Annotated in this window: 21 protein-coding genes; 13 read left to right on the plus strand and 8 right to left on the minus strand. The window is 70.2% G+C overall.

Going from position 1 to position 21,774, the window contains the following annotated elements; genetic code table 11:
- The first annotated feature begins 189 nt into the window (after nucleotides 1-189).
- Nucleotides 190-1,767: an AMP-binding protein gene (locus FNH05_RS09540; RefSeq protein WP_144586975.1), complete on the plus strand. Its 1,578-nt coding sequence runs from the start codon at nucleotides 190-192 to the stop codon at nucleotides 1,765-1,767.
- Here FNH05_RS09540 and FNH05_RS09545 read toward each other — a convergent pair.
- Complete coding sequence (locus FNH05_RS09545) at nucleotides 1,754-3,118, minus strand: cytochrome P450 (protein ID WP_144586976.1); 1,365 nt, start codon at nucleotides 3,116-3,118, stop codon at nucleotides 1,754-1,756. The genes FNH05_RS09540 and FNH05_RS09545 overlap by 14 nt on opposite strands.
- A gap of 82 nt (nucleotides 3,119-3,200) precedes the next feature.
- Here FNH05_RS09545 and FNH05_RS09550 point away from each other — a divergent pair, with 82 nt between their 5' ends.
- Entirely contained in the window at nucleotides 3,201-3,818 is a 618-nt protein-coding gene (locus FNH05_RS09550; protein ID WP_144586977.1) for a TetR/AcrR family transcriptional regulator, read from the plus strand.
- Between the two features lie 49 nt (nucleotides 3,819-3,867).
- Here FNH05_RS09550 and FNH05_RS09555 read toward each other — a convergent pair whose 3' ends face one another.
- Both FNH05_RS09555 and FNH05_RS09560 read right to left on the minus strand, forming a co-directional pair.
- On the minus strand, nucleotides 3,868-4,461 hold the full coding sequence (locus tag FNH05_RS09555; protein ID WP_144586978.1) for a TetR/AcrR family transcriptional regulator: 594 nt from the start codon (nucleotides 4,459-4,461) through the stop codon (nucleotides 3,868-3,870).
- Nucleotides 4,462-4,617: 156 nt separating this feature from the next.
- Nucleotides 4,618-5,307: an acetoacetate decarboxylase family protein gene (locus FNH05_RS09560; RefSeq protein WP_186382468.1), complete on the minus strand. Its 690-nt coding sequence runs from the start codon at nucleotides 5,305-5,307 to the stop codon at nucleotides 4,618-4,620.
- Between the two features lie 106 nt (nucleotides 5,308-5,413).
- Between FNH05_RS09560 and FNH05_RS09565 the strand changes: the two genes are divergently transcribed.
- The gene (locus tag FNH05_RS09565) at nucleotides 5,414-6,256 is read left to right on the plus strand and encodes an SDR family oxidoreductase (protein ID WP_144586979.1); all 843 of its coding nucleotides are present in this window, start codon (nucleotides 5,414-5,416) and stop codon (nucleotides 6,254-6,256) included.
- A gap of 4 nt (nucleotides 6,257-6,260) precedes the next feature.
- Here the strand turns inward: FNH05_RS09565 and FNH05_RS09570 are convergent, their stop codons facing one another.
- Genes FNH05_RS09570 through FNH05_RS09580 form a run of 3 tightly spaced genes read right to left on the minus strand, consistent with a single transcriptional unit; the run spans nucleotide 6,261 to nucleotide 8,185 of the window.
- A complete protein-coding gene (locus FNH05_RS09570; protein ID WP_144586980.1) occupies nucleotides 6,261-6,932 on the minus strand; it encodes a hypothetical protein in 672 nt (223 codons plus the stop codon).
- A gap of 3 nt (nucleotides 6,933-6,935) precedes the next feature.
- Entirely contained in the window at nucleotides 6,936-7,304 is a 369-nt protein-coding gene (locus FNH05_RS09575) for a carboxymuconolactone decarboxylase family protein (protein WP_186382469.1), read from the minus strand.
- The gene (locus tag FNH05_RS09580; RefSeq protein WP_144586981.1) at nucleotides 7,301-8,185 is read right to left on the minus strand and encodes an NAD(P)-dependent oxidoreductase; all 885 of its coding nucleotides are present in this window, start codon (nucleotides 8,183-8,185) and stop codon (nucleotides 7,301-7,303) included. The genes FNH05_RS09575 and FNH05_RS09580 overlap by 4 nt, the downstream gene beginning before the upstream one ends.
- Nucleotides 8,186-8,344: 159 nt before the next feature.
- On the opposite strand from FNH05_RS09580, the gene FNH05_RS09585 reads away from it, so the two are divergent.
- From FNH05_RS09585 to FNH05_RS09620, 8 genes are all read left to right on the plus strand, one after another.
- Entirely contained in the window at nucleotides 8,345-8,593 is a 249-nt protein-coding gene (locus FNH05_RS09585) for a TetR family transcriptional regulator (protein WP_144586982.1), read from the plus strand.
- Nucleotides 8,590-9,795, plus strand: coding sequence for a cytochrome P450 (locus tag FNH05_RS09590; RefSeq protein WP_144586983.1), 1,206 nt, complete (start codon nucleotides 8,590-8,592; stop codon nucleotides 9,793-9,795). The genes FNH05_RS09585 and FNH05_RS09590 overlap by 4 nt, the downstream gene beginning before the upstream one ends.
- A 1-nt stretch (nucleotide 9,796) precedes the next feature.
- Nucleotides 9,797-10,591: an SDR family oxidoreductase gene (locus FNH05_RS09595; protein WP_144586984.1), complete on the plus strand. Its 795-nt coding sequence runs from the start codon at nucleotides 9,797-9,799 to the stop codon at nucleotides 10,589-10,591.
- Nucleotides 10,578-11,930, plus strand: a complete 1,353-nt coding sequence (locus FNH05_RS09600) for a cytochrome P450 (protein ID WP_144586985.1) — start codon at nucleotides 10,578-10,580, stop codon at nucleotides 11,928-11,930. Before FNH05_RS09595 ends, FNH05_RS09600 begins: the two co-directional genes overlap by 14 nt.
- Nucleotides 11,930-12,124, plus strand: a complete 195-nt coding sequence (locus tag FNH05_RS09605; protein WP_144586986.1) for a ferredoxin — start codon at nucleotides 11,930-11,932, stop codon at nucleotides 12,122-12,124. The genes FNH05_RS09600 and FNH05_RS09605 overlap by 1 nt, the downstream gene beginning before the upstream one ends.
- A gap of 15 nt (nucleotides 12,125-12,139) precedes the next feature.
- Complete coding sequence (locus FNH05_RS09610) at nucleotides 12,140-12,691, plus strand: nuclear transport factor 2-like protein (RefSeq protein WP_144586987.1); 552 nt, start codon at nucleotides 12,140-12,142, stop codon at nucleotides 12,689-12,691.
- A 15-nt stretch (nucleotides 12,692-12,706) separates the two neighbouring features.
- A complete protein-coding gene (locus tag FNH05_RS09615; protein ID WP_144586988.1) occupies nucleotides 12,707-14,356 on the plus strand; it encodes an acyl-CoA synthetase in 1,650 nt (549 codons plus the stop codon).
- Nucleotides 14,357-14,521: 165 nt separating this feature from the next.
- Entirely contained in the window at nucleotides 14,522-15,733 is a 1,212-nt protein-coding gene (locus tag FNH05_RS09620; RefSeq protein WP_246127633.1) for a cytochrome P450, read from the plus strand.
- A 30-nt stretch (nucleotides 15,734-15,763) separates the two neighbouring features.
- On the opposite strand, the gene FNH05_RS09625 is transcribed toward FNH05_RS09620, so the two are convergent.
- On the minus strand, nucleotides 15,764-16,183 hold the full coding sequence (locus FNH05_RS09625; protein WP_246127634.1) for a nuclear transport factor 2 family protein: 420 nt from the start codon (nucleotides 16,181-16,183) through the stop codon (nucleotides 15,764-15,766).
- A gap of 119 nt (nucleotides 16,184-16,302) precedes the next feature.
- Here FNH05_RS09625 and FNH05_RS09630 point away from each other — a divergent pair, with 119 nt between their 5' ends.
- Complete coding sequence (locus FNH05_RS09630) at nucleotides 16,303-17,046, plus strand: class I SAM-dependent DNA methyltransferase (RefSeq protein ID WP_144586990.1); 744 nt, start codon at nucleotides 16,303-16,305, stop codon at nucleotides 17,044-17,046.
- A gap of 74 nt (nucleotides 17,047-17,120) precedes the next feature.
- Here the strand turns inward: FNH05_RS09630 and FNH05_RS09635 are convergent, their stop codons facing one another.
- Nucleotides 17,121-17,987, minus strand: coding sequence for an NAD(P)-dependent oxidoreductase (locus tag FNH05_RS09635; protein ID WP_144586991.1), 867 nt, complete (start codon nucleotides 17,985-17,987; stop codon nucleotides 17,121-17,123).
- A 147-nt stretch (nucleotides 17,988-18,134) separates the two neighbouring features.
- Between FNH05_RS09635 and FNH05_RS09640 the strand changes: the two genes are divergently transcribed.
- Entirely contained in the window at nucleotides 18,135-21,317 is a 3,183-nt protein-coding gene (locus tag FNH05_RS09640) for an AfsR/SARP family transcriptional regulator (protein WP_222426562.1), read from the plus strand.
- The last annotated feature ends 457 nt before the right edge of the window (nucleotides 21,318-21,774 follow it).

Here is a 21,774-nt window from a genome sequence, read left to right on the forward strand (position 1 = left end):
GTTGTGTCCCACCTTCGGTGGGCGTTCCTTTCCCGTGAGGGGACCCCTCACAGCAGTCGCTCGGGCCGGGCACCGACCGAGCCGGCCGGAATTTGCCGGGGCCGGGTGGCCTTGACCGTGAGCGGGCGGGTTTTGTATAAACGCTCATACAGAAGGCGTTTCCTCCTCGACGGAAAGCGAGGAACCGCGATGGATTACTGGAGCTCGGCCGTTCCCTCCGCCGAGGAGTGCGTGCTCGGGCCGGTCCTGCGGCGGCAGGCCGAGCAGCGCCCCGACGACGTGCACGTCGTCTTCGGTGACGGCACCAAGTGGACCTTCACCGATGCCTGGCTCGCCGCGAACACCGCGGCCCGCCACCTGGCCGGGCTCGGTGTCCGGCACGGGGACCGCGTGCTGTCCTGGCTGCCGAACGGGCCCGAGGCGGTGCGCGTGTGGTATGGCAGCAACCTGCTCGGCGCCATTTACGTCCCGCTCAACCCCGCCTACCGCGGGCGGCTGCTCGAACACGCCATCCGGCTGTCCGGCGCGCGGGTGATGGTGGTGCACCCCGGCCTCGCCGGACGGCTGTCCGAGATCGACACCGCCCAGCTCGAGCAGGTGATCCCGCTGACCGCACAGGACTGGGCCGATCCCGACGGCACGATCGTGACCCCGGAAAAGCCGGTCCAGCCCTGGGATCCGTACGCGATCATCCTGACCTCGGGCACCACCGGCCCGTCGAAGGGCGTGGTGTGCTCCTACGCGCATCTGGCCGCCACCTCGGGTGCGGCCTTCTCGGAGGTGTTCGATGCCGGGGACCGCTACCTGCTGACCCTGCCGCTGTTCCACGCCGGCGGCACGATCGGCACCTACGCCGCCCTGCTGCTGGGCGGCTCGGTGGCGGTGGTGGACCGGTTCGACACCGCCCGGTTCTGGGACATGGTGCGGGCCACCGAATCCACCCATGTCACGCTGCTCGGCGTGATGGCCACCTTCCTGGCGAAGCAACCGCATTCGCCCCGCGACCGCGACCATCCACTTCGGACCGTGTTCATGGTGCCGCTGAGCAATGACTCGCGGGAGTTCTCCCGCCGTTTCGGGGTCAGGGTCGTCGCGCTGTTCAACATGACCGAAACCTCGGTGCCGATCATCTCCGAACCCGATCCGGCCACCCCGGGCACCTGCGGCCGGGTGCGCCGGGGCGTGCAGGCCCGGCTGGTCGACGAGTACGACCGGGAGGTGCCCGACGGGCAGGCGGGCGAGCTGGTCCTGCGGACCGACCGGCCGTGGGCGATGAACTCCGGCTACTGGAACATGCCCGAGGCCACCGCGAGGGCCTGGCGCAACGGGTGGTTCCACACCGGCGACGCGTTCCGCCGCAGCCCCGGCGGCGAGTACTTCTTCGTGGACCGGGTGAAGGACGCGATCCGCCGCCGGGGCGAGAACATCTCCTCCTTCGAGGTGGAGGCGGAGATCACCGCGCACCCCGCGGTCCGCGAGGCGGCGGTGGTGGCCGTGCCGAGCCCGCACGGTGAGGACGACGTGCTCGCCATCGTCTCCCCCGTGGACGGGCGGGAGATCGATCCGGCCGAACTGGTGCGGTTCCTGGGGGAGCGGATGGCCTACTTCATGGTGCCGCGCTACATCCGCGTTCTGGACGACCTTCCCAAGACGCCCACCGCCAAGATCGAAAAGCACCGCCTGCGGTCCGCCGGGATCACCGGGGACACCTGGGACCGCGAGGCCGCGGGAATCCGGCTCAAACAGGAACGGATCACCGGGATCTGACCAGCGGACGGAGCTCGACCGGCTGCCCGTCCTTGGGATAGGGCAGCGAGGTGAAGTCGATCCGGTCGCGGTAGTCCGCCGGGACGTGCCATTCGAAGCGCCGCAACAGGTGGTGCAGCACGATCTTGATCTCGGCGCCGGAGAAGTGCATGCCGAGGCATTTGTGCACCCCGCCGCCGAAGGGCTCCCACGCCAGCCGGTGGACGCGGTCCTCCCGGCGGTGCGGTGCGAACCGCTCGGGGTCGAAGCGTTCCGGGTCGGGCCAGTACTCGGCCATGTGGTGGGTGAAGTGCGGGGTGATCGCCACCAGCGTGCCCGACGGCAGGAAGTGGCCCAGCACTTCGGTGTCCTTGACCGTCTTGCGGGCCAGGGTGGGCACCGGGGACACCAGCCGCATGGACTCCTTCATCACCAGATCCAGCGAGGTCAGCTCGTCGAGCTGCTTCAGCGTCGGGCTTTCCGTGCCCAGCGCGGCCGACTCCTCCCGGCACCGCCGCTGCCATTCCGGGTACTGCCCGAGGTAGCGCATCATCGTCGAGATCGTGATCGTCGAGGTGTCGTGGGCCGCCATGAGCAGGAACACCATGTGGTTGATCACGTCGTCGTCGCCGAACCGCTCGCCGTCCTCGGATTCGACCCGGCACAGTACGGAGAACATGTCGTCGCCGTCGCTGTCCCGGCGGGCGGGCAGGTACTCGCGCAGGAACGCTTCCAGCAACCGTCTGCCCGCCAGGCCCTTCCGCCACCGGGTGCCCGGCAGCGGCAGCCGCACGATCGAGGTGGCCGCCTGCACGCAGTCGATGAACGCTCTGTTGATCCGCCGCATCCTGGCCGGGCCGCTGCCTTCGGCGCCGCCCATGAAGATGCCGGTGGCCAACTCGAGCGTGAGCTCCTTGATCGCCGGGTAGGCATGGAAGCCCGGGCCGGGCCGCCAGCGCGCCAGCCCCGCGTCGACCGCCGGGTGCAGGGCGGCGGCGTAGCGGGCGAGCCGCTCGTTGGTGAAGGCCTGCTGCATGATCCGGCGGTGCAGCAGGTGCTCGTCGAAGTCGAGCAGCATCAGGCCCCGGTCGAAGAACGGGCCGATCAGGTAGCGCCAGCCCTCGCCGTTGGAGAACGCCTTGTCGCGGTTGATCAGCGCGATCTCGCAGGCGTCGGGCCCCAGCAGGGAGACGAAGCGGGAGCCGAAGGAGCCGAACCACGAGACGGGGCCGTAGCGGTCGTACCGCTCGCGCCACAACGCGACCGGATCCCGCATGTAGCGGTGGGTGTAGCCGATGAACGGCAGCCCGGGATCGCCCGGGATCGGACGGAGTGTGCTGTTCCTCGGCGCCGTTGCCAGGACCTTGCCCACGAGGGCCTCCAAATCTGACAGACCATCCAGTCAAAGTATGCCCAGAATCGATCAGACAGGGCCGTCTGTCAAGATGTGCGGTATGGGAGCCACGAGTCGTCCGTACCGGGGGGTCAGCGCCAGCGACCGCAAGGCCGAGCGCCGCGCCCGGCTGCTCGAAGCCGGACTGGAGCTGCTGGGCACCGAGGGGTTCGAGCGGACGACCATGACCGCGGTGTGCTCGGCCGCCAAGCTCACCGAGCGGTACTTCTACGAAAGCTTCGGCGGTCGGGAGGAACTGCTGCTGGCGGTGATCGACCAGATCGCCGCCGAGGTGCGCGACGCCGTGCTCGGCGCGCTTCGCGAAGCCGAGGGCGAGGTGGCGGACAAGGCGAGGGCCGCGATCCGCGCCTTCGTGACCCTGCTGACCGCCGATCCGCGCAAGGGCCGCGTGGCGATCATCGAATCCTCCGCCTCCGCGCCGCTGCGCCTGCGCCGCCACGAACTGCTGGCGAACTTCGCCGCACTGGTCGTGACCCAGGCCGAGGCGCTGCACGGGCGGGCCGCCCTGCCGCAGCCCCGGGCGGAGATCAACGCGCTGCTGTTCGTCGGCGGACTGGCCGAGGTGCTGACCGGCTGGCTCACCGGCAGGCTGGCGACCACGCCGGAGGAGCTCGTGGACGCGGCCACCCACCAGTTCGTCACCGCCATGCACCGCTGAGCCCGCGTCCACAGTGGACCAGCGGCGCGGGCAAGGGGCGGTGAGCCGGTCAGCGGGCGCGGCGTTTGCGCGGCTTCGCGGGCGAGGCGCCTTCCAGCAGCAGGTCGGTGATGTCGGCCAGCCGGTCGGGAAGCTCTTCGAAGCGGAGGTAACCGGTGCCCGCCAGCACGAAGCCGCCGACGGTGGCCATGGTCAGCGCCTTCGCGGCGGTGTCCGGCATGGGGCCGATCGCCTCGGTCAGGCGGTCGACCAGCTCCGTGCCGATCTGGTCCCGTAGGCGGCGCACCTCGGCGTCGTCGGCCAGCAGTGCCGTGGTGCACGCGCGGCTGAGTTCCGGTTCGTCGGCGAACAGCTGCGTGATACCGCGGATCACCGCGACGAGACGCGCCGAGGCCGTTTCCCCCGGTACGGGATCCGGGATTGGTACCGCCTGCAGCTTCCACCACAGGATGGAGCTGACCAGGTGCTCCTTGGACGAGAAATACGTGTAGGCGGTCGCGGGGGAGACGTCCGCACGGCGCGCGACGGAGCGCACCGTCAGCTCGTGGTACTCCACGGCCCGGACCTCTTCGACGGCGGCGGACAGCAGGCGTTGCACCGTGCCGGCGCGGCGCCCGTCCACGATGCGGCGAACGGGCTCCATCACAGTGCGGCGGGCCCGCTGCCGTACGTGCCGGTCCGATTCGGGGGAAGGGGCATGCCTGCCCGCACCGTGGTGTCAGCCATGCCCCGCATCGTAGCCCCAGGTCAGAACCCGGTGCCGATCACGTGGCCGGGGCTCTGCCCGGGCACCGCGGGCTCAGCGGACTTCTTCGGCCTCGCCGAAGCTCATCCGCAGCAGGCCGATCGTGCTGCTGAACAAGGGCCGTTTGGGCAGGCCGATGCTGCGCAGTTCCTCGGCGGCCGGGTGCGGTCCGAGGGTGAGCGCCGCCCCGCCGGGGCGCGCCCGCACGTCCGACGGGTTCATGCTCCACTGCGTGCGTCGCAGCACCCCGTCGCGGTGCGTGTAGGCGTCGATCGCGGCGGCGGTGCTGCCCGCCGGCACGCGCAGTCCGGGGCGGACGCGCAGACCGGCGACCAGGTTGTCCCCGTCGCGCACGGTGCACTGCGCGTGGCCGCCGCCGAAGCCGAGGTCGATTTCGGCCAGCTCCTTGGGAAATCCCCAGATCTTGCGGCCCGCCTCCATGGTGAAGCCGCCGTTCACCGGCAGCCAGTGGATGAACACGCCGTAGCCGCCGCGGTCCGGTGGCCGGATCAGGTAGGCCACCGCGAACTCGTGGTAGGGGCCGAGGTCGCCGTCGACGTACCGCACGAAGGCCAGTGAGCAGATCGCCCTGCCGGGCAGGGGCTCGAACACCCGCAGTCCGGTGTAGGACAGCACCGAGCGGACGGCGGCGGCGCGCACGAGGAACATCGCCGAGGCGGCGGTGGCGGTCCGGATCTCGACCGGGAGTGCGACCCGCTCGCCCTGAATCACGAAATCAGGCATATCTTAGTAGAACATGTTCTTGTAACATTCGCGATGGTCTTCTGGCCTGTCGTACCAATAAGGTTCGAAAGGTCGAGAACAGGTTCCTCTGTGAGTGGAGGCAGTGATGGGCGTCGAAGGCTGGGGAATCCTCGTCACCGGTGGCGGAGGCGGGATCGGCCTCGGCGTGGCGAAGCTGTTCGCGTCCGCCGGAGCGCACGTGACCGTGTGCGGCCGCACCGAGGAGAAGCTCGCCGAGGCGGTGAAGGTGCTCGGCGAAACCGCCGCCCCCGGTGCTCGCACGGGCTACGTCGTCGCCGACGTCACCGATGAGGACGCCGTCGCCGCGGCCGTCGAGCAGACGGTCCGGCGGGCGGGCGGCAGGCTGGACGGGGTCGTCGCCTGCGCGGGCGGGTCCGGCTGGGTCGGTCCGCTCACCCGGATCCCGCTCGAGGCGTGGCGTGCCTCGGTGGACACCAACCTCACCGGCACCCTGATCGCGCTCAAACACGCGGCCCCGGTGATGGCCGCGGCGGGCCGCGGGTCCTTTGTGGCCGTTTCCTCGATCGCGGCTGACGTGACACACCGCTGGTTCGGCGCCTACGGGGTGTCCAAGGCGGGCGTGGACCACCTGTGCCGCCTGGCCGCCGACGAACTCGGCCCCAGCAACGTACGCGTCAACTGCATCCGGCCCGGGCTGATCCGCACCGGCATGGTCGCCGTGATCACCGACTCGGAGAACGAGATCCTCGACGACTACCGCGCGTGCACCCCGCTGCCCCGCATCGGCGAGCCCGAGGACGTGGCGCTGCTGGCCCGGTTCCTCATCGGCGAGGAGTCGGCCTGGATCACCGGTCAGGTGATCAATGTGGACGGTGGGCACGGGCTGCGCCGCGGCCCCGACTTCACCCCCTGGCTGCGGCCGGTCTACGGCGAGGCCGGCCTGCGGGGCATCCTCTCCCAGGACTGAACGGTCATTCCGGGATGTGCGGGGTGCCGTCCCGCATCGGCGGGAACACGAACTTCGCCGCTCCCGTGCTGCGCGTCAGCTTCGTGATGTCGGCTTCGGGCAGCACCTCGGTGTCGTCGTCGATGGTGACCTCCCACCGGCAGTGCGGCACCCGCCCGGCGGGCACCCGCGGCGGCCGGTGCACTGGCCGGATCCGCGCCTTCGGATTCACCGCCTGTGCGGTGACGTCGAAGGTGCCGTCCTCGATGGTGTGGCACATGCCGCGCACCGCGCGCTCGCCGAACTTCTCCACGTCCAGCAGCGCGCCGCACGAGGCGAGCTCGAAGTACCCCTTGTTCTCGTCCGCCACCTCGTAGCGGACGTCCATGTAGTGCTGGGCGAAGCCCGGGTCGAGCTGGAGCTGTTTGAAGATCGCGGGGACCCCGTTCCCCTCGATCTTCATGATCCGGCGGATGCGCTCGGTGTAGACCGGGCTCGCGCCCTTCCACTCGTCGATCGCGATCTGTTCGACCGCCTCCTGCCCGTACCGCAGGCCGATGGCCGCCATGCACGAGCGGTCCAGCAACTGGGCGATCAGGGCGAACTCGCGCACCAGCCGGACCAGTGCCTCCTTGGACAGGTCCTCGAACCGGAAATCCGGGTCGAACTCGCCGGAGTAGTCCTCGCGCTCGGTCATGTCCTACCTCCCGTCGGCCTGGCGCGCCCGCTGCGCGATCGCCTTTTCCACGGTCGTGTTCAGCCTGCTGCCCAGTGGCCAGCCGACGTAGTGCGTGAGGAAGAGCGCGATCTCGCGCAGCTGTTCCTCGTCGAGCTCTTCGTTGTGCAGTGCCGCGTTCACCTGGATCGCGGCGATGTCGTCCAGGCCCTGCGCGGCGATCACGCCGAGCAGCAGTAGCCGCCGGTCCCGCAGGGAGAGCCCCGGGCGGGTCCAGATGTCGGCGAACAGGTGCTCCGCGGTGATCCGCAGGTAGTCGCCGGGGACGTCCGGCGCCGCCCAGCCGTAGACCTGTTTCATCATGTCCAGGCCCTGTTGCCGTTTGCCGTTCACGGTGCCTCTCCTTCCACAGTGGACCAGCCGGGCCCGACGCCGAGGCCCGCGGCGAAACCGTCCAGCGCCAGCCGTGCCAGCGGCAGGTCCACCCCGAGTTCGGCGGCGAGCCGAAGGGCCAGGCCGAGGTCCTTCTCCCCGAGGTCGCGGACGTGCGACAGGATGCCGAACCAGGGGTCGTCCGGCGCCACCGCCGCCGTGGTCGGCCGGAGCATGATCGCGCCCGGGCCGCCGGTGACGGCGTCGGAATGCCGCACCACCTTGCCGAGCTCGACCAGGTCGATGCCGGCGGCTTCGGCCAGCCGTTGCGCCTCGGCCGCGGCGGTGAAGGCGACGAAGTGCAGCAGATTGCGCGCGAGCTTCGCGCGGGTGCCCGCGCCGGGCGGTCCGGCGTGCATCGCCAGACTCGACCAGTACCCGAAAACCTCTTGGCAGCGCTGGAAAGCGGACTCGGAGGCACCTACGAGCACGGCGAGGCTGCCCTGATGCGCACCGATCGCGCCACCGCTGACCGGAGCGTCCACGACCTCGATACCCGCCGGGGCGAGTTCGCGCGCCAGGCGGGTGGCGGTGGATTCGGCGATGGTGGAGTGGATCGCCACCACCGTCCCCGGCGCGGCCGATCCGGCCACCCCCTCCGGCCCGCACAGCACCTCGATGACCTGCGCGTCGTCCCGGACCATCACCGAGATCACCTCGGCGGAGGCGGCCACCTCCCGTGCGCTGCCCGCCGCCCGTGCGCCCGCTGCCACCAGCGGGGTGGCCGCCTCGGGCCGGGCGTCGTGCACGACGAGCCCGCCGGGCCAGTCCAGCAGGCGGCGCGCCATCGGTGCCCCCATCTGTCCGAGCCCGACGAAACCGACTGGTTTGGAACTGGACATATGTCCAGACTTTAGTTCGCCGCAGTGGCAAGCGCAAGGTTCGGGCGTTGTGAAAAGCCCGAGCGTGAGACCTCGACCGTGAGGATGGGTGGGAAGAGGAGTGGTTGGAGGGCAAGGGTTTCTTGCCCGAGTTCACTGGTTGGAGTATCGTCTGGACATGTGTCTAGTTTCGCGAGTGTCGAAGCGGCGCGCCGCAGGCTCACGCAACGCCAGGCCCGGATGGTGCGGCGGCTCACCGATGCGGCGGTGGCGGAGCTGCGCGCCGTCGGCTATGCCGATCTGACCGTCCGCAACGTGGCGGCTCGCGCCGGAGTGGTGCCGGCCACCGGCATGGGCTCCGTGTCCTGCCGGGAAGTCGCCGACCGTCTCGCCACCACGGCCGCGTTCATCATGAAGGGGGCCTCATGACCGAAAGCCTGTCCGCAGCGGTTTCCTTCAACCCCTACGACTACGACTTCCACGAAGATCCGTACCCGGCCTATGCCCGTCTTCGCGAACAAGCGCCGTTGTACCGCAACGAAGAGCTCGATTTCTGGGCGCTGTCGCGCTACGACGACGTGACCGCCGGGTTCCGCGACCACAAGCGACTGTCCAGTGCGAACGGTGTCTCGCTCGACCCGGCGGCGTACGGGCCGCACGCCCATCGGACGATGTCCTTCCTCGCCATGGACGATCCGCGGCACCAGCGGATGCGTTCGCTGGTTTCCCGCGGCTTCACGCCACGCCGGATCAGCGAGCTCGAAGGGCGGATCACGGAACTGACCCGGCAGCACCTCTCGGCGGCGTTGGAGCGACGCGAGTTCGACTTCGTCCGCGAGGTCGCGGGAAGGCTGCCGATGGACGTGATCTCCGAACTGCTCGGGGTGCCTGCCGCCGACCGCGACCGGCTGCGCCTGCTGGCCGACACCGTGATGCACCGCGAGGACGGGGTGCTGGACGTGCCGCAGTCCGCGATCGAAGCCTCCATCGAGCTCGTGCGGTACTACGTCGCGATGCTCGAGGACCGGCGTGCCCGCCGCACCGGCGATCTGTGTTCGGCGCTGTTGGACGCCGAAATCGACGGTGACCGCCTGGGTCAGGATGAGATCGTCGCCTTCCTGTTCCTGATGGTGGTGGCGGGCAACGAAACCACCACCAAACTGCTCGGCAACGCGGTGTACTGGGCCTGGCGGAATCCGGACGAGCTGGCGAAGGTGCTCGGCGATCCGGGCCTCGTACCGGACTGGATCGAGGAGACCCTGCGTTACGACACCTCCAGCCAGATCATCGCGCGCACGGCCGCCACGGACCTGGACTACCACGGGCAGACGGTGCCCAGCGGAGCCAGAGTGCTGCTGCTGGTCGGCTCGGCCAACCGGGACGAACGGATCTTCCCGGAGGCGGGCACCTTCGCGATCGGGCGCCCGCGGGAGCAGCAGGTCGCCAGTTTCGGCGGTGGCATCCACTTCTGCCTGGGCGCGCACCTGGCGCGGATGGAGGCGCGGATCGCGCTCACCGAACTGCTCTCCCGGATCTCCGCCTACGAGATCGAACCCGCCGGTGTGCGGCGGGTGCATTCGACGAACGTCCGCGGCTTCGCCGCGCTGCCGATGCGAGTGGAGACACGCTGACATGCCCCGTTTCGAACCCCACCCGCGACGCCGTCCGTCCGTGATCGCCGGGGCCTCCTCCGGCATCGGCGCGGCCACCGCCGCCGCCCTCGCCGAGTCCGGACACCCGGTCGCCCTCGGGGCACGGCGGGTGGAGGAATGCGAGAAGGTCGCCGACCGCATCCGGGCCGGCGGCGGCGAAGCGTTCGTGCACCGGCTCGACGTGTCCGATCCGGACTCGGTCAAACAGTTCGCCGCCGCGGCCACCGAGGCACTCGGTCCGGTCGAAATCCTCGTTTCCGGAGCGGGAGATCTGGAGTCCTCCCTCGTCCACGAGATGGATGCCGAGCGGTTTTCGGCCCAGGTGCAGGTGCATCTGGTCGGCGCGCACCGCCTGGTGTCGGAACTCGTGCCGGACATGGTGCGCCGCAGGCGAGGCGACATCGTGTTCATCGGCTCCGACGTGGTGCGCGCGCCCCGGCCGCGAATGGGCGCCTATGTGCCGTCGAAGGCCGGGGTCGAGGCCATGGCACGGGCACTGCAGATGGAACTGGAGGGCACCGGGGTCAGGGCGTCGATCGTGCGTCCCGGCCCGACGCTCACCGGGATGGGCATGAGCTGGGATCCCGGGGTCGTCGGACCGCTGCTGCAGGACTGGTCGAAGTGGGGTTTCGCCCGCCACCCCTACTTCCTGCGCCCCTCGGACATCGCCGCCGCCGTCCACAACGCGGTTTCCGTGCCCCGGGGTGTCCACATCGCACTCGTCGAGGTGCAACCCGAGGCGCCGCTGAAGAAGGAGCAAGATGACGCTTCGTGAGCCGCCCCTGGTCTCCGGCGGGCGGGAAGAGCACGGCCATCTCGAAGAGCTCCGGCACGACCCGATCGGGCTGATGCGCCGCGTCCGCGAGGAATGCGGGAACGTCGGAGCGTTCCGGCTCGCGGACCGGTCCGTGGTGCTGCTTTCGGGGGCCGAGGCCAACGAGTTCTTCTTCCGGGCCGCGGACTCCGAACTCGACCAGGCCGAGGCCTACCCGTTCATGAAACCGGTCTTCGGCACCGGCGTGGTGTTCGACGCGAGCCCGGAGCGCCGCAAGGAGATGCTGCACAACCAGGCACTCCGCGGTGAGCACATGAAGGGGCACGCCACCACCATCCCGGCCGAGGTGAGCAGGATGGTCGCGAACTGGAAGGACGAGGGCGAGATCGACCTCCTCGACTTCTTCGCCGAGCTGACCATCTACACCTCTTCCGCCTGCCTGATCGGGCAGCGGTTCCGGGAGGAACTCGACGGGCGGTTCGCCGCGCTCTACCACGACCTGGAGCGGGGCACCGACGCGCTCGCCTACGTCGACCCGTATGCCCCCATCGAGAGTTTCCGCCGCCGGGACGAGGCGAGGGCCGGGCTGGTACGGCTCGTGCAGGAGATCATGGACAGGCGGGCCGCCGCGCCGCCGCCGGACAAGGCGCGGCGGGACATGCTGGACGTGCTCATGTCCGTCAAGGACGAGCACGGTGCGCTGCGGTTCTCCGCCGACGAGATCACCGGCATGTTCATTTCGATGATGTTCGCCGGGCACCACACCAGTTCGGGCACCGCGGCGTGGACGCTGATCGAGCTGCTGCGCCATCCCGGGATGATGCGCGCGGTGGTGTCCGAACTGGACGAGCTCTACGCCGACGGATCGGAGGTCGGCTTCCGCGCATTGCGGCAGATCCCGCTGCTGGAGTCCGCCATCAAGGAGGCCCTTCGCCTGCACCCGCCACTGATCCTGCTGTTGCGGGTCGCGAAGGAGGATCTTCAGGTCGGCGGTTGCCGGATCGCCAAAGGCCGGCTGGTCGGCGCGACGCCGGCGATCTCGAACCGGATCCCGGAGGACTTCCCCGATCCGGACGCCTTCGATCCGTACCGCTATGCGGAACCACGCCAGGAGGATCTCGTCAACCGGTGGACCTGGATCCCGTTCGGTGCCGGACGGCACCGCTGCGTCGGCGCGAACTTCGCCATGGTTCAGCTCAAGGCGATCTTTTCGGTGCTGCTGCGGGAGTTCGAGTTCGAGCCGGCGCAGCCGCCGGAGAGTTACCGCAACGACCACAGCAAGATGGTCGTCCAGCTGGCGCAGCCCTGCCGGGTGTCCTACCGGCGCCGGAGCACGTGATGCGGCTCGAGGCCGACCTGGATCTGTGCCAGGGGCACGCGATGTGTGAGCTGGAGGCGCCGGAGGTGTTCTCGGTGCCCGAGCGGGGAAAGGTGGAGATCCGTGAAGCCGAGCCTTCGGAGCACCTCCGCGCCGACGTGGCCCGCGCGGTGCGCTTCTGTCCGACCCAGGCACTGCGACTGACCGATCACTGAACAGGAGTGGATGCGATGCCGGCCTTTCCCCGTGCGGAGCTGGACCAGATGATCGACCGGTGGCTCAAGGAGAACCAGCGCTGCGAGGAGGCAGGCGACTGGCGTCCACTGGCCGGAATGTACACGGAGGACGCCACCTACGGGTGGAACGTGGGTCCCGGCCAGGACTTCATGGCGGTGGGCCGGGAGGAGATCCGGGACATCGCGCTCGGCCAGGAGATGGCGGGCCTGGCGGGATGGGAGTATCCGTACCAGAAGTTCGTCGTCGACGACCGGGCCGGTGAGGTGATCGGCTTCTGGAGGCAACTGGCCGGTGCCACCCGGCCGGACGGGAGCCGGTACGAGGTCGCCGGAATCGGGGGCAGCTGGTTTCGCTACGGGGGGAACTGGCAGTGGTCCTGGCAGCGGGACTTCTTCGATTTCGGCAACGTTTCCGCGCTGTACCTGGAAATGATCACGGACAACGCGCTGTCGGAGGGGATGCGGGAGCGCATCCGGCGTGCCACTTCGGGACGCCGCCTTCCCGGGTACTTCCGGCGTGGACAGTCGCCGGTGCCGATCTGGTGAGGGGGTGCGGCCGGAATGGTACTGAACATCGCCGACCTGTTCGAGCACACCGTCGATCTCGTGCCCGGCCGGACCGCCGCGATCTGCGGCGAGGTGCGCCGTGGTTACGCGGAGCTGGAGGCGCGGGCGAACCGCCTGGCACACTACCTGGCCGGGCGGGGCGTCGGGCCGGGGAATCACGTCGGCGTGTTCACCCGCAACGCGATCGAGGCGCTGGAAACCATGCTGGCCGCCTACAAACTCCGGGCGGTGGCGATCAACATCAACTACCGCTATGTCCGTGCCGAATTGCGGTACCTGTTCGACAACGCCGATCTGGTCGCACTCGTGCACGAACGCCGCTTCGCGCCTCTGGTGGCCGAGGTGCTGCCCGAGGTACCCGGGCTCGGACACGTGCTGGTGGTCGAAAACGGCACCGAAAACGGCACCGAAGACGGCACCGAAGACGGCACCGAAGACGACTACACGGTCTACGGCGGCATCGCGTACGAGGAGGCACTGGCTTCCGCCTCGCCGGAGCGTGATTTCCCGGAGCGGAGCCCGGACGACCGGTATGTGCTCTACACGGGCGGCACGACCGGATATCCGAAGGGCGTCGTATGGCGTCACGGGGACGTCTGGCGGGTGCTGGGCGGTGGCATGGACTTCCACACCGGGGTGGAGCTGGACGAGTGGCAGCAGGCGCGCCAGGGGGCCGAGAGTGCGCCCACGACGTGGTTCCCGATCCCGCCGCTGATCCACGGCGCGGCGCAGTGGGCCGCGCTGGCCGCGCTCTTCGGCGGGAACACGGTGCTGCTCACAGCGAAGTTCGACGCGGCGAACGTGTGGCGCCTGATCGAACGGCACCGGGCCGCGGTCGCGGTGATCACCGGGGACGCGATGGGCCGTCCGATGATCGAAGCCCTGCGGGCGGGCGACTACGACACCTCCTCGCTGGTGGCGCTCGCCAGCAGCGCGGCCCTGTTCTCGCCCAGTGTCAAGCGGCAGTTCCTGGACGCGCTGCCGAACACGGTGGTCACCGATTCGATCGGTTCCTCGGAAACCGGTTTCGGCGGGATCGGGATCGTGGGCCGTGATACGGAGTACGCCGGGGGACCGCGCGTACCGCCGGGGCGCGAGGTGCTGGTGATCGACGAGGCGGGCAGGCCGGTGGTGCCGGGTTCGGGGGTGATCGGCAGGTTCGCCCGGGGCGGCCACGTCCCGCTCGGCTACTACAAGGATCCGGAGAAGACGGCCGCACTGTTCGTCGAGGTCGACGGTGCCCGGTACGTGACCCCGGGCGATTTCGCGCGGGTCGAGGCGGACGGCACGATCACCCTGCTGGGGCGCGGAAACACGTGCATCAACACGGGGGGCGAAAAGGTGTTTCCCGAGGAGGTGGAGGGCACGCTGAAGGCACACCCCGGGGTGTTCGACGCGATCGTGGTCGGGGTGCCGGACGAGCGGCTGGGGCAGCGGGTGGCCGCCGTGGTGCAGGCCCGGCCGGGCTGGAAGCCGGATCTGCCGGAGCTGAACCGGCGGTTGCGGCAGTCCCTGGCGGGCTACAAGGTGCCGCGCAGTCTGTGGCTGGCGGAAAAGGTCGAACGGACCCCGAGCGGAAAACCGGACTACCGGTGGGCTCAGCGGTACACGCGGGAGCGATCGGCCTTCGCGCACGCCGACTGAAACTCGTTCTTTCGCGGCAGGGCGCAACGCCCTTGTGGCGGGTTGACGCGCAAGCAGAACACGTTCTACTTTTGGTCTGCGACCACTTTCGACAGTCCAGGCACGAATCCGAGGCGATCCCTTTAGGGGGTAGAGAATCGATGGGCGTGATCGAGGGAGGAAGCCGTGACGGCAGAGCGTGAGTCCCGGATCAGCCTGGTCGACGGCGCGTTCTACGCCGGCGATCCCTATCCGGCCTTCGCCTGGATGCGGCGGAACGAACCGGTCTACCGGGACCCGGAGCCGGGAGTATGGGGGGTGACCCGCTATCACGACGTGAAGGCGGTGTCGACCAACCCGGAGGTCTTCTCCAGCGCGGGCGGGATCCGGCCCGATCACCCCGCGATGCCTTACATGATCGATATGGACGATCCCGAGCACCGCAGGCGACGGCGGCTGGTCGGCGCGGGCTTCCTGCCGAAGGCGGTCGCGGCACGGGAAGACGCGGTCGGCGGCATCTGCGACTTTCTCATCGACCGCGTCTGCGAGCGAGGAGCCTGCGATTTCGTGGCCGATCTCGCCGCCCCGCTGCCCCTGTTCGTGATCGGCGACATGCTCGGTGTCGAACCGGGAGACCGCGATGATCTGCTGCGGTGGTCCGACGACATGGTGCGCGCGCTCGGCTCTCCCGAACCGGACGCGATGACCGCGGCCGCCACGGCCTTCGTCGAGTACAGCGCCTACATCACCGAGCGCGTCGCGCGGCGGAGGCGTGACCGCGACGAGAGCGACCTCATCGGGATCCTGGCCAATGCGGAGTTCGACGGTGACCGGCTCACCGACGACTCGCTGGTCATGGAGACCCTGCTGATCCTCATCGGCGGTGACGAGACCACCCGGCACGTGATCAGCGGCGGGATGGAGGCCCTGCTCACCCGGCCGGAACAGGTGGCGCGCCTGCGGGCCGACCTCGGCCTGCTGCCCACCGCGATCGACGAGATGCTGCGCTGGGTCTCGCCGATCAAGAACATGGCCCGCACCGCCACGGTGGACACCCGGATCGGAGACACCCCGATCCTGGCGGGGGAGAAGGTGCTCCTGCTCTACCCATCGGCGAACCGGGACGAAACCGTCTTCGACCGGCCGGAGGAGTTCGACATCACCCGGCGGCCCAACGACCACGTCGCCTTCGGTTTCGGCGCGCACTTCTGCCTCGGCAGCAGGCTCGCCCGGCTCGAACTGCGGGAGATGTTCACCCGGCTGCTCACGCGCCTGCCCGACCTCCGGCTGGCCGGGGACGCTCCCGACCCGCTGCCCCGCCGTGCGGCCAACTTCGTTTCCGGCATCGAGGGCATGCCGGTGGAGTTCACCCCGCAACCGGCCAGGGCCCTCGCCTGACCGGCGGTGACGGGCACGGCGACGTGCCCGTCACACCTCGCCCAGTGCCTCCCGCACCGCGGCGGTGTCCAAATAGAACGGATGTATCTCGGCGATGAGACCGTCCCGCACGGTCATCAACTGCATGACCGAGGTGTCCAGCGTCCGCCCGGTGCAGCGTGCCCGCAGCCGCCCCCGGTTGTACACCACCACCGAGGGCGCCTCGGTGACGAACCGGTGCTCGAAGAACTCCAATGATTCCCAGGCCTTGCCGAAGGCGAACATGAACTGCTCGATGCCTTCGTGACCACGCCATTGTCCACCGTACGGGAGGCTTTCGGCCTGGTACATCACGACATCTTCGGCCAGACACGAGGCCATCCCGTCGAAGGAGGCCTTTCCGAAACCGCCCGCCGCCACGTAGGCGGTCTCCTCGGCATAGAACTTCTTCAGTGTTGTTTCGATGCTCACCTGGCAATGATGGGGGCTGTCCGCACTCGCGCGCTGGCGGCAATCGGACGCCTGCTTCGATCGCAGCGGGCGGCGAAAACCGGTGGCAGGCCGGGCGCGCCTGCGGGCAGGCTGGGCGGATGCCCGATCCGCTGTTCGCCGATGCCGATCTCGCCGCACTCTACGACCTGTTCTCCCCGTGGGAGACCAGGGACGATCTCGCCTTCTACCTCGCATTGATGTCCCCCCGGGACGCCGTGCTCGATGTCGGCTGCGGCACCGGCCTGCTCCTGCACAAGGCCAGGGAAGCCGGGCACACGGGCCGGTTGTGCGGGCTGGACCCGGCCGCCGGAATGCTCGCGCAGGCACGACGGCGGTCGGACGTCGAGTGGGTCGAGGGGGAGCTGTCCCGCCCCCGCTGGGGCAGCGAGTTCGATCTGGTGGTGATGACCGGGCACGCCTTCCAGGTGCTGTTGACCGACGAAGAGCTCCGGTGCGGCCTCTCGACGATCGCCCGGGCGCTGACCCAAGGCGGGCGGTTCGCCTTCGAAACCCGCAATCCCGGGGCTCGTCCCTGGGAGCGCTGGGTGCCGGACAACGTGCTGGAGGCCGACGACGGTGCGGGCGGCGTCGTGCGCATGTGGAACGAGGTGGAAACCCCGGTCACCGGGAACACCGTCTCGTTCACCACGACGTTCACCGGCTCCCACTGGGACCGGCCACGATTCAGCCGGACCACGCTGCGGTTCGTCACCCCCGGGGAAGTGACGGACTTCCTCGCCGAAGCAGGCCTCGTCGTCGAGCGGCAGTTCGGGGACTTCTCCGGCGGGCCGCTCACCGCCACCAGCCCCGAGATCATCACCGTCGCCCGCCGCGCCGAATAGCCGCCAGGAATGGGCAAACTCGCCACAGCGTGGGCCCATCCGGGTCCGCCGCCCGCACCGTCGCGCCCGCCATTTCAGGCGGACTTTTTGATCACCTCGAACAGGCTCGCCCACCCCTCCTTCGCGCGGCCCGAGGCGCGCGCCCGGTCGTAGTGTTCCTTCACCGCACCGGGGAGAGCGAGATCGATCCCGGCATCCCGGCTGGCGCCGAGGATATGGTCGGCGGTCGCGCCCATCATCGCCACCGACGCCTTGTCGCCCGGGTAGTGGCCCCGGTCGATCGCTTGGGCGGCTTCGGCCAGATAGGACGACAGGGTGTCGAAATTGTCCGCGGCATAGGGCCGGAACTCCTCGGCGGTGACCCCGGCCGAGGCGAGCAGGGCGGTCGCGTGCAGGTAGGCGGACAGCGAGGTCAGGAAGATGTCGAGCTGGGCCTGGTAGAAAAGCTGGGCCAGCGCCGGATCCGTGCCGCGGTAGTCGGGTTTGCCCAGCAGGCGCAGGACCGGCTCGCGGGTTTCGAAAAGATCGCGTGGTCCGCTGTAGAAGACGTACGCGGCGTCGGTGCCCACCAGCGGGGCGGGCACCATGACCCCGCCCACGAGCAGCCGGGCGCCGCGTTCCGCCAGCCAGTCCGCGGCTTCCCGGCTGCGGTGCGGTGTGTCGGAGCTGAGGTTGACGATCATCCGCCCGGCGAGTTCGGCGCCGTCCAGGATGTCGTACATCGCCTGGTAGTCGGTGAGGCTGAGGATGACGAGCCCACTGGCGGAGAGTGCTTCTTCCACCGACTCGGCGCGGTGAGCACCTTCGGCCACGAGCGGCTCCGCGCGGCTCGCCGTGCGGTTCCACACTGTCGTGTGAATCCCGTGGGCGAGGAAGGTGCGCACCATGGCCTGGCCCATCGGGCCGAGGCCGAGCACGGTCACGTGAGTTTCTGGAGACATGTCCTGTTTTCCTTGCTGTCATAGGGATGTCGTGCTGTTGGCCGGCGTCGTCCGGCCGCCGCGATCCACGGTGCCGGAGCCCGCGCACGATTCGCTGGGGGTGTGCGCACGCCGGAAATGTCGGTGCCCGGGGCTACCGTCGTTTTCGTGCGATTCGAAGTACTGGGGGAGCTCGCCGTCCGTGACGCGCAGGGCCGTGTCGTCCGTGTTCCCGAACTCAAAGTCCGTGCCCTGCTCGCGGATCTCCTGTTGCAGGCGGGCCGTCCGCTGTCGGCCGACCGGCTGACCGAGGATTTGTGGGGTGCGCATCCGCCCGGCAATCCGGTCAACACCCTGCAGACGAAGGTGTCGCAGCTGCGCCGCGCCTTCGAGACGGCCGAGCCGGGCGGTCGCGAGCTGGTGGTCCATCGCCAGGGCGGTTACCTGCTGCGCGCCGGTCCCGAATCGATCGACGCGGCGGGCTTCCGTGCCCTCACCGCCGAAGCCCGCTCCGCCACCGATCCCGGTGCGAAGGCGGCCCTGCTGAGCGAGGCGCTGGGTCTGTGGCGCGGGCCCGCGCTGCCGGAGTTCGCCGACGAACCGTTCGCGGCGCCGGAGGTGAGCCGGCTGGAGGAGGAGCGGCTGGCCGCGAGCGAGGAGTGGGCCGAGGCCCGGCTCGCGCTGGGGGAGATCGCGGGCCTTCCGGCCGAACTGGGGGAACTCGTGACCAGGTACCCGCTGCGGGAGCACCTGCGTGCCCTGTACCTGAAGGCGCTCTATCGCTCCGGCAGGCAGACCGAGGCACTCCAGAGCTACACGGAGATCCGGCGGCTGCTGGCCGACGAGCTGGGGCTGGCGCCCGGTCCCGAGCTGACCGCGGTGCACCGGGCGATCCTGGTGCAGGATCCCGCACTGGCCGGACCCGCGGCCCAATCGCCGGGGACGAATCTGCCCGCGTCCCTCACCGAGTTGCTGGGCCGAACCGAAGAGGTGCGCGGGGTGCGGGCCGCGCTCGCGGTGTCCCGGCTGGTCACCCTCACCGGCCCGGGAGGGGTGGGCAAGACGAGGCTCGCGGTGGAATCGGCGAGGCAGGCGCTGGCCGGGTTCGCCGACGGCGCGTGGTTCGTCGAGTTCGGTCCGGGCCAGGACGAATGGGTGGCCGAAGCGGTGGCCTCCATCGTCGGTGTCCGGGCGGATCGAGGGGCTGCCGCACTGGCTGCGGCTCTGCGCGGCAAGGCGATGCTGCTCGTCCTGGACAACTGCGAACAGGTGGCCGGGCCCGTGGCGGAACTGGCCGCGCGGGTGCTGGCCGCGGCGCCCGCGGTGCGCGTCCTCGTCACCAGCCGGGAGCCGCTCGGCCTGCCGGGAGAACTGGTCCGGACCGTTGCGCCGTTGCCCGTACCGGAGGACGAGGGATCGGCCGGGATCGCCCGTTCCCCGGCCGTGCGGCTGTTCACCGCCCGTGCCGCCGAGGCGGCGCCGGGGTTCGTCCTCGACGAGGCCGCGTCCCCCGTGGTCGCGGCACTCTGCCGCCGCCTGGACGGTATCCCGCTGGCGCTCGAACTGGCCGCCACGCGGGTCCGCTCCCTCGGCGTGCACGAACTGCTGAGGCGTCTGGACGACAGGTTCCGCCTGCTGACCGGCGGCCGCCGCGGGCCCGCGCGGCAGCGGACGCTGCGCGCGACCATCGACTGGAGCTGGGATCTGCTGACCGAGCCGGAACGCGTGGTGCTGCGCAGGCTGGCCGCGCACACCGACGGCTGCACACTGGAGTCCGCCGAAGCGGTGTGTGCGGGAGACGACGTAGGGGCCGCGGAGGTGTTCGACCTACTGGCGCGGCTGGTGGACCGTTCGCTCGTCACCGTGGCCGAACCGGCGCCCGGTGCGGGCGTGCTGCGCTACCGCCTGCTCGAATCGGTGTCCGCCTACGGGCGGGACCGGCTCGCCGAGTCGGGCGAGACGGAGCGCGTGCGGCGCAAGCACCGCGACTACCACCTTGGTCTGGTGTCCAGAGCCGCGGAAGGGTTGCGCGGCCACGAGCAGCGGCACTGGCTGCGACGGCTGGACGCCGAGACCGGCAACCTGCGGGCGGTCCTCGACGGCGTGGTTCGGCACGGCGAGGCCGCCGTCGCGTTACGGCTGGCCGATGGCCTGGCGTGGTACTGGTTCCTCCGCGGCCGCCTCGGCGAAGCGCACCGGTGGCTCACCAGGGCGCTCGCGCTCGACGGGGAGGCCCGGCCGGAGGCCCGCGCACGGGTGGCGGCCTGGCAAGCCGGTTTCGCCGCCCTGCTCGGCGACGAAACCGACGTGGGGGAGCAGGCTCGGCGGGCGCTCAAGCTGTTCGACGACGTCGACGACCCGGTGGGACTGGCCACCGCACAGTGGTTCCTCGGCTTCGCGCTGATCGGATCCGGCGATCTTTCCGCCCTGGCCGAGCTGACGGACCGGGCGCTGGCGGGGTTTCGTGCCCTCGGCGATCGCTGGGGAACCGCCGCCGCGCTCACCGAGTGCGCGGTCCAGGCCCGGCCGCGGGGTGAGCTGGCCCGGGCCCGGCGGGACGCGGAACGCGGCCTCGCGTTGTTCCGGGAACTCGGCGACGACTGGGGCAGGCTCAAGGCATTCGACGTGCTCAGTTCGCTGGCCGCCATAGCGGGGGAGTACGACCAGGCCGGGCGGTGGTACCGGGAGCAGCTCAAGCTGGCGGAGAACCTCGGACTGCGGATCGAAGAGTCCTACGCGCTGTCGGGGCTGGGCCGGATCGCGCTGCTCGACGGTGACCACACGGCTTCGGAGGAATTCCACCGGCGCGCGTTGCGCGTGGCCACCGAGCAGTCGCACAAGCGGGGGATGCAGTTCGCCGAGACGGGGCTGGGCCTGGTGGCGCGGAGGCAGGGCAGGTTCGCCGACGCCGAAGCACATCTGCTGCCGTGGGTCGGCTGGTGCCGGGAGCGGCAGGGCGATCTGGGCGTCGCGCTGCTCATGGCCGAACTCGGGTTCGCCGCCGAACAGCGCGGCGACGCGGAAACCGCTCTCCGTCGTCATCGGGCGGGGCTCGCCGCCGCCATGGCGGCGGGCGATCCGCGAGCGGTCGCGCTGGCGCTGGAAGGCCTCGCGGGCGCCGAGGTGCTGCGGAACCGGGCGGAGTTCGCCGTCCGTCTCCTCGGCGCGGCGGCGGCGGCACGGAGGGCATTGGGTGCCCCGCTTCCGGAGGCCGAGCGCGGTGACGTCGAGCGCATCACCACCGCGGCGGTCGCGCGGTTGGGCGAAGCCGGTTTCGCGGAGCGGTTCTCGCTGGGCGGCGAGGAGGGGCCCGAAGCCGCTCTGACGGTGTGCGGCCACTTACCGGCATGAAGGGAAAACGTCGTCGAGGGAGGAAAATCCTTGGAGGAAAGGAACAACGCGTCATCACCGACCGGCATGGCGGTGACTGCGGTCATGCGCCCGGGGTGCGCCGGGGAAGTACTCGCCGTCGGTGACTCCTGCCTGCTCGGCGGGCACTTCGTACGGCCCTCCGCCCCGGCCTCCCGCGGACCGTCGGCCCACCCCTTCGGACTAACACAACTGCGGGGATTACCGCTGGTAGTGGCCTTTTCCCGGCGTCAGGCCGATTCGCGGCGCCCTGGTTACCGTGGGAGCACAGGGACGAAAGGCGGTGAGTGCTCCATGGACAGTGCGCGTTCCCGGGAGGTGCCCGGCCGCGTGATGGGCGGCCTGCTGGTGGCCGGTCTCGCGGTCACCGCCTGGGTCACCGGTTGCAGTTCCTCCGGCCAGGACGCCCCGCCGCCGGCCGGGGGCACCAGCCCTGGCC

The sequence above is a fragment of the Amycolatopsis rhizosphaerae genome (assembly GCF_007713715.1).
Lineage (GTDB): Bacteria > Actinomycetota > Actinomycetes > Mycobacteriales > Pseudonocardiaceae > Amycolatopsis_E > Amycolatopsis_E rhizosphaerae.

Excerpts from the sequence above, each read along its gene's own strand:
- FNH05_RS09560 (WP_186382468.1), bottom strand. The coding sequence starts at position 5,307 with ATGCCTGATTTCGTGATTCAGGGCGAGCGGGTCGCACTCCCGGTCGAG.
- FNH05_RS09635 (WP_144586991.1), bottom strand. The coding sequence starts at position 17,987 with ATGTCTCCAGAAACTCACGTGACCGTGCTCGGCCTCGGCCCGATGGGC.
- FNH05_RS09565 (WP_144586979.1), top strand. The coding sequence starts at position 5,414 with ATGGGCGTCGAAGGCTGGGGAATCCTCGTCACCGGTGGCGGAGGCGGG.
- FNH05_RS09610 (WP_144586987.1), top strand. The coding sequence starts at position 12,140 with ATGCCGGCCTTTCCCCGTGCGGAGCTGGACCAGATGATCGACCGGTGG.
- FNH05_RS09600 (WP_144586985.1), top strand. The coding sequence starts at position 10,578 with ATGACGCTTCGTGAGCCGCCCCTGGTCTCCGGCGGGCGGGAAGAGCAC.
- FNH05_RS09550 (WP_144586977.1), top strand. The coding sequence starts at position 3,201 with ATGGGAGCCACGAGTCGTCCGTACCGGGGGGTCAGCGCCAGCGACCGC.
- FNH05_RS09555 (WP_144586978.1), bottom strand. The coding sequence starts at position 4,461 with ATGGAGCCCGTTCGCCGCATCGTGGACGGGCGCCGCGCCGGCACGGTG.
- FNH05_RS09580 (WP_144586981.1), bottom strand. The coding sequence starts at position 8,185 with ATGTCCAGTTCCAAACCAGTCGGTTTCGTCGGGCTCGGACAGATGGGG.
- FNH05_RS09630 (WP_144586990.1), top strand. The coding sequence starts at position 16,303 with ATGCCCGATCCGCTGTTCGCCGATGCCGATCTCGCCGCACTCTACGAC.
- FNH05_RS09570 (WP_144586980.1), bottom strand. The coding sequence starts at position 6,932 with ATGACCGAGCGCGAGGACTACTCCGGCGAGTTCGACCCGGATTTCCGG.
- FNH05_RS09605 (WP_144586986.1), top strand. The coding sequence starts at position 11,930 with ATGCGGCTCGAGGCCGACCTGGATCTGTGCCAGGGGCACGCGATGTGT.
- FNH05_RS09615 (WP_144586988.1), top strand. The coding sequence starts at position 12,707 with ATGGTACTGAACATCGCCGACCTGTTCGAGCACACCGTCGATCTCGTG.
- FNH05_RS09590 (WP_144586983.1), top strand. The coding sequence starts at position 8,590 with ATGACCGAAAGCCTGTCCGCAGCGGTTTCCTTCAACCCCTACGACTAC.
- FNH05_RS09540 (WP_144586975.1), top strand. The coding sequence starts at position 190 with ATGGATTACTGGAGCTCGGCCGTTCCCTCCGCCGAGGAGTGCGTGCTC.
- FNH05_RS09595 (WP_144586984.1), top strand. The coding sequence starts at position 9,797 with ATGCCCCGTTTCGAACCCCACCCGCGACGCCGTCCGTCCGTGATCGCC.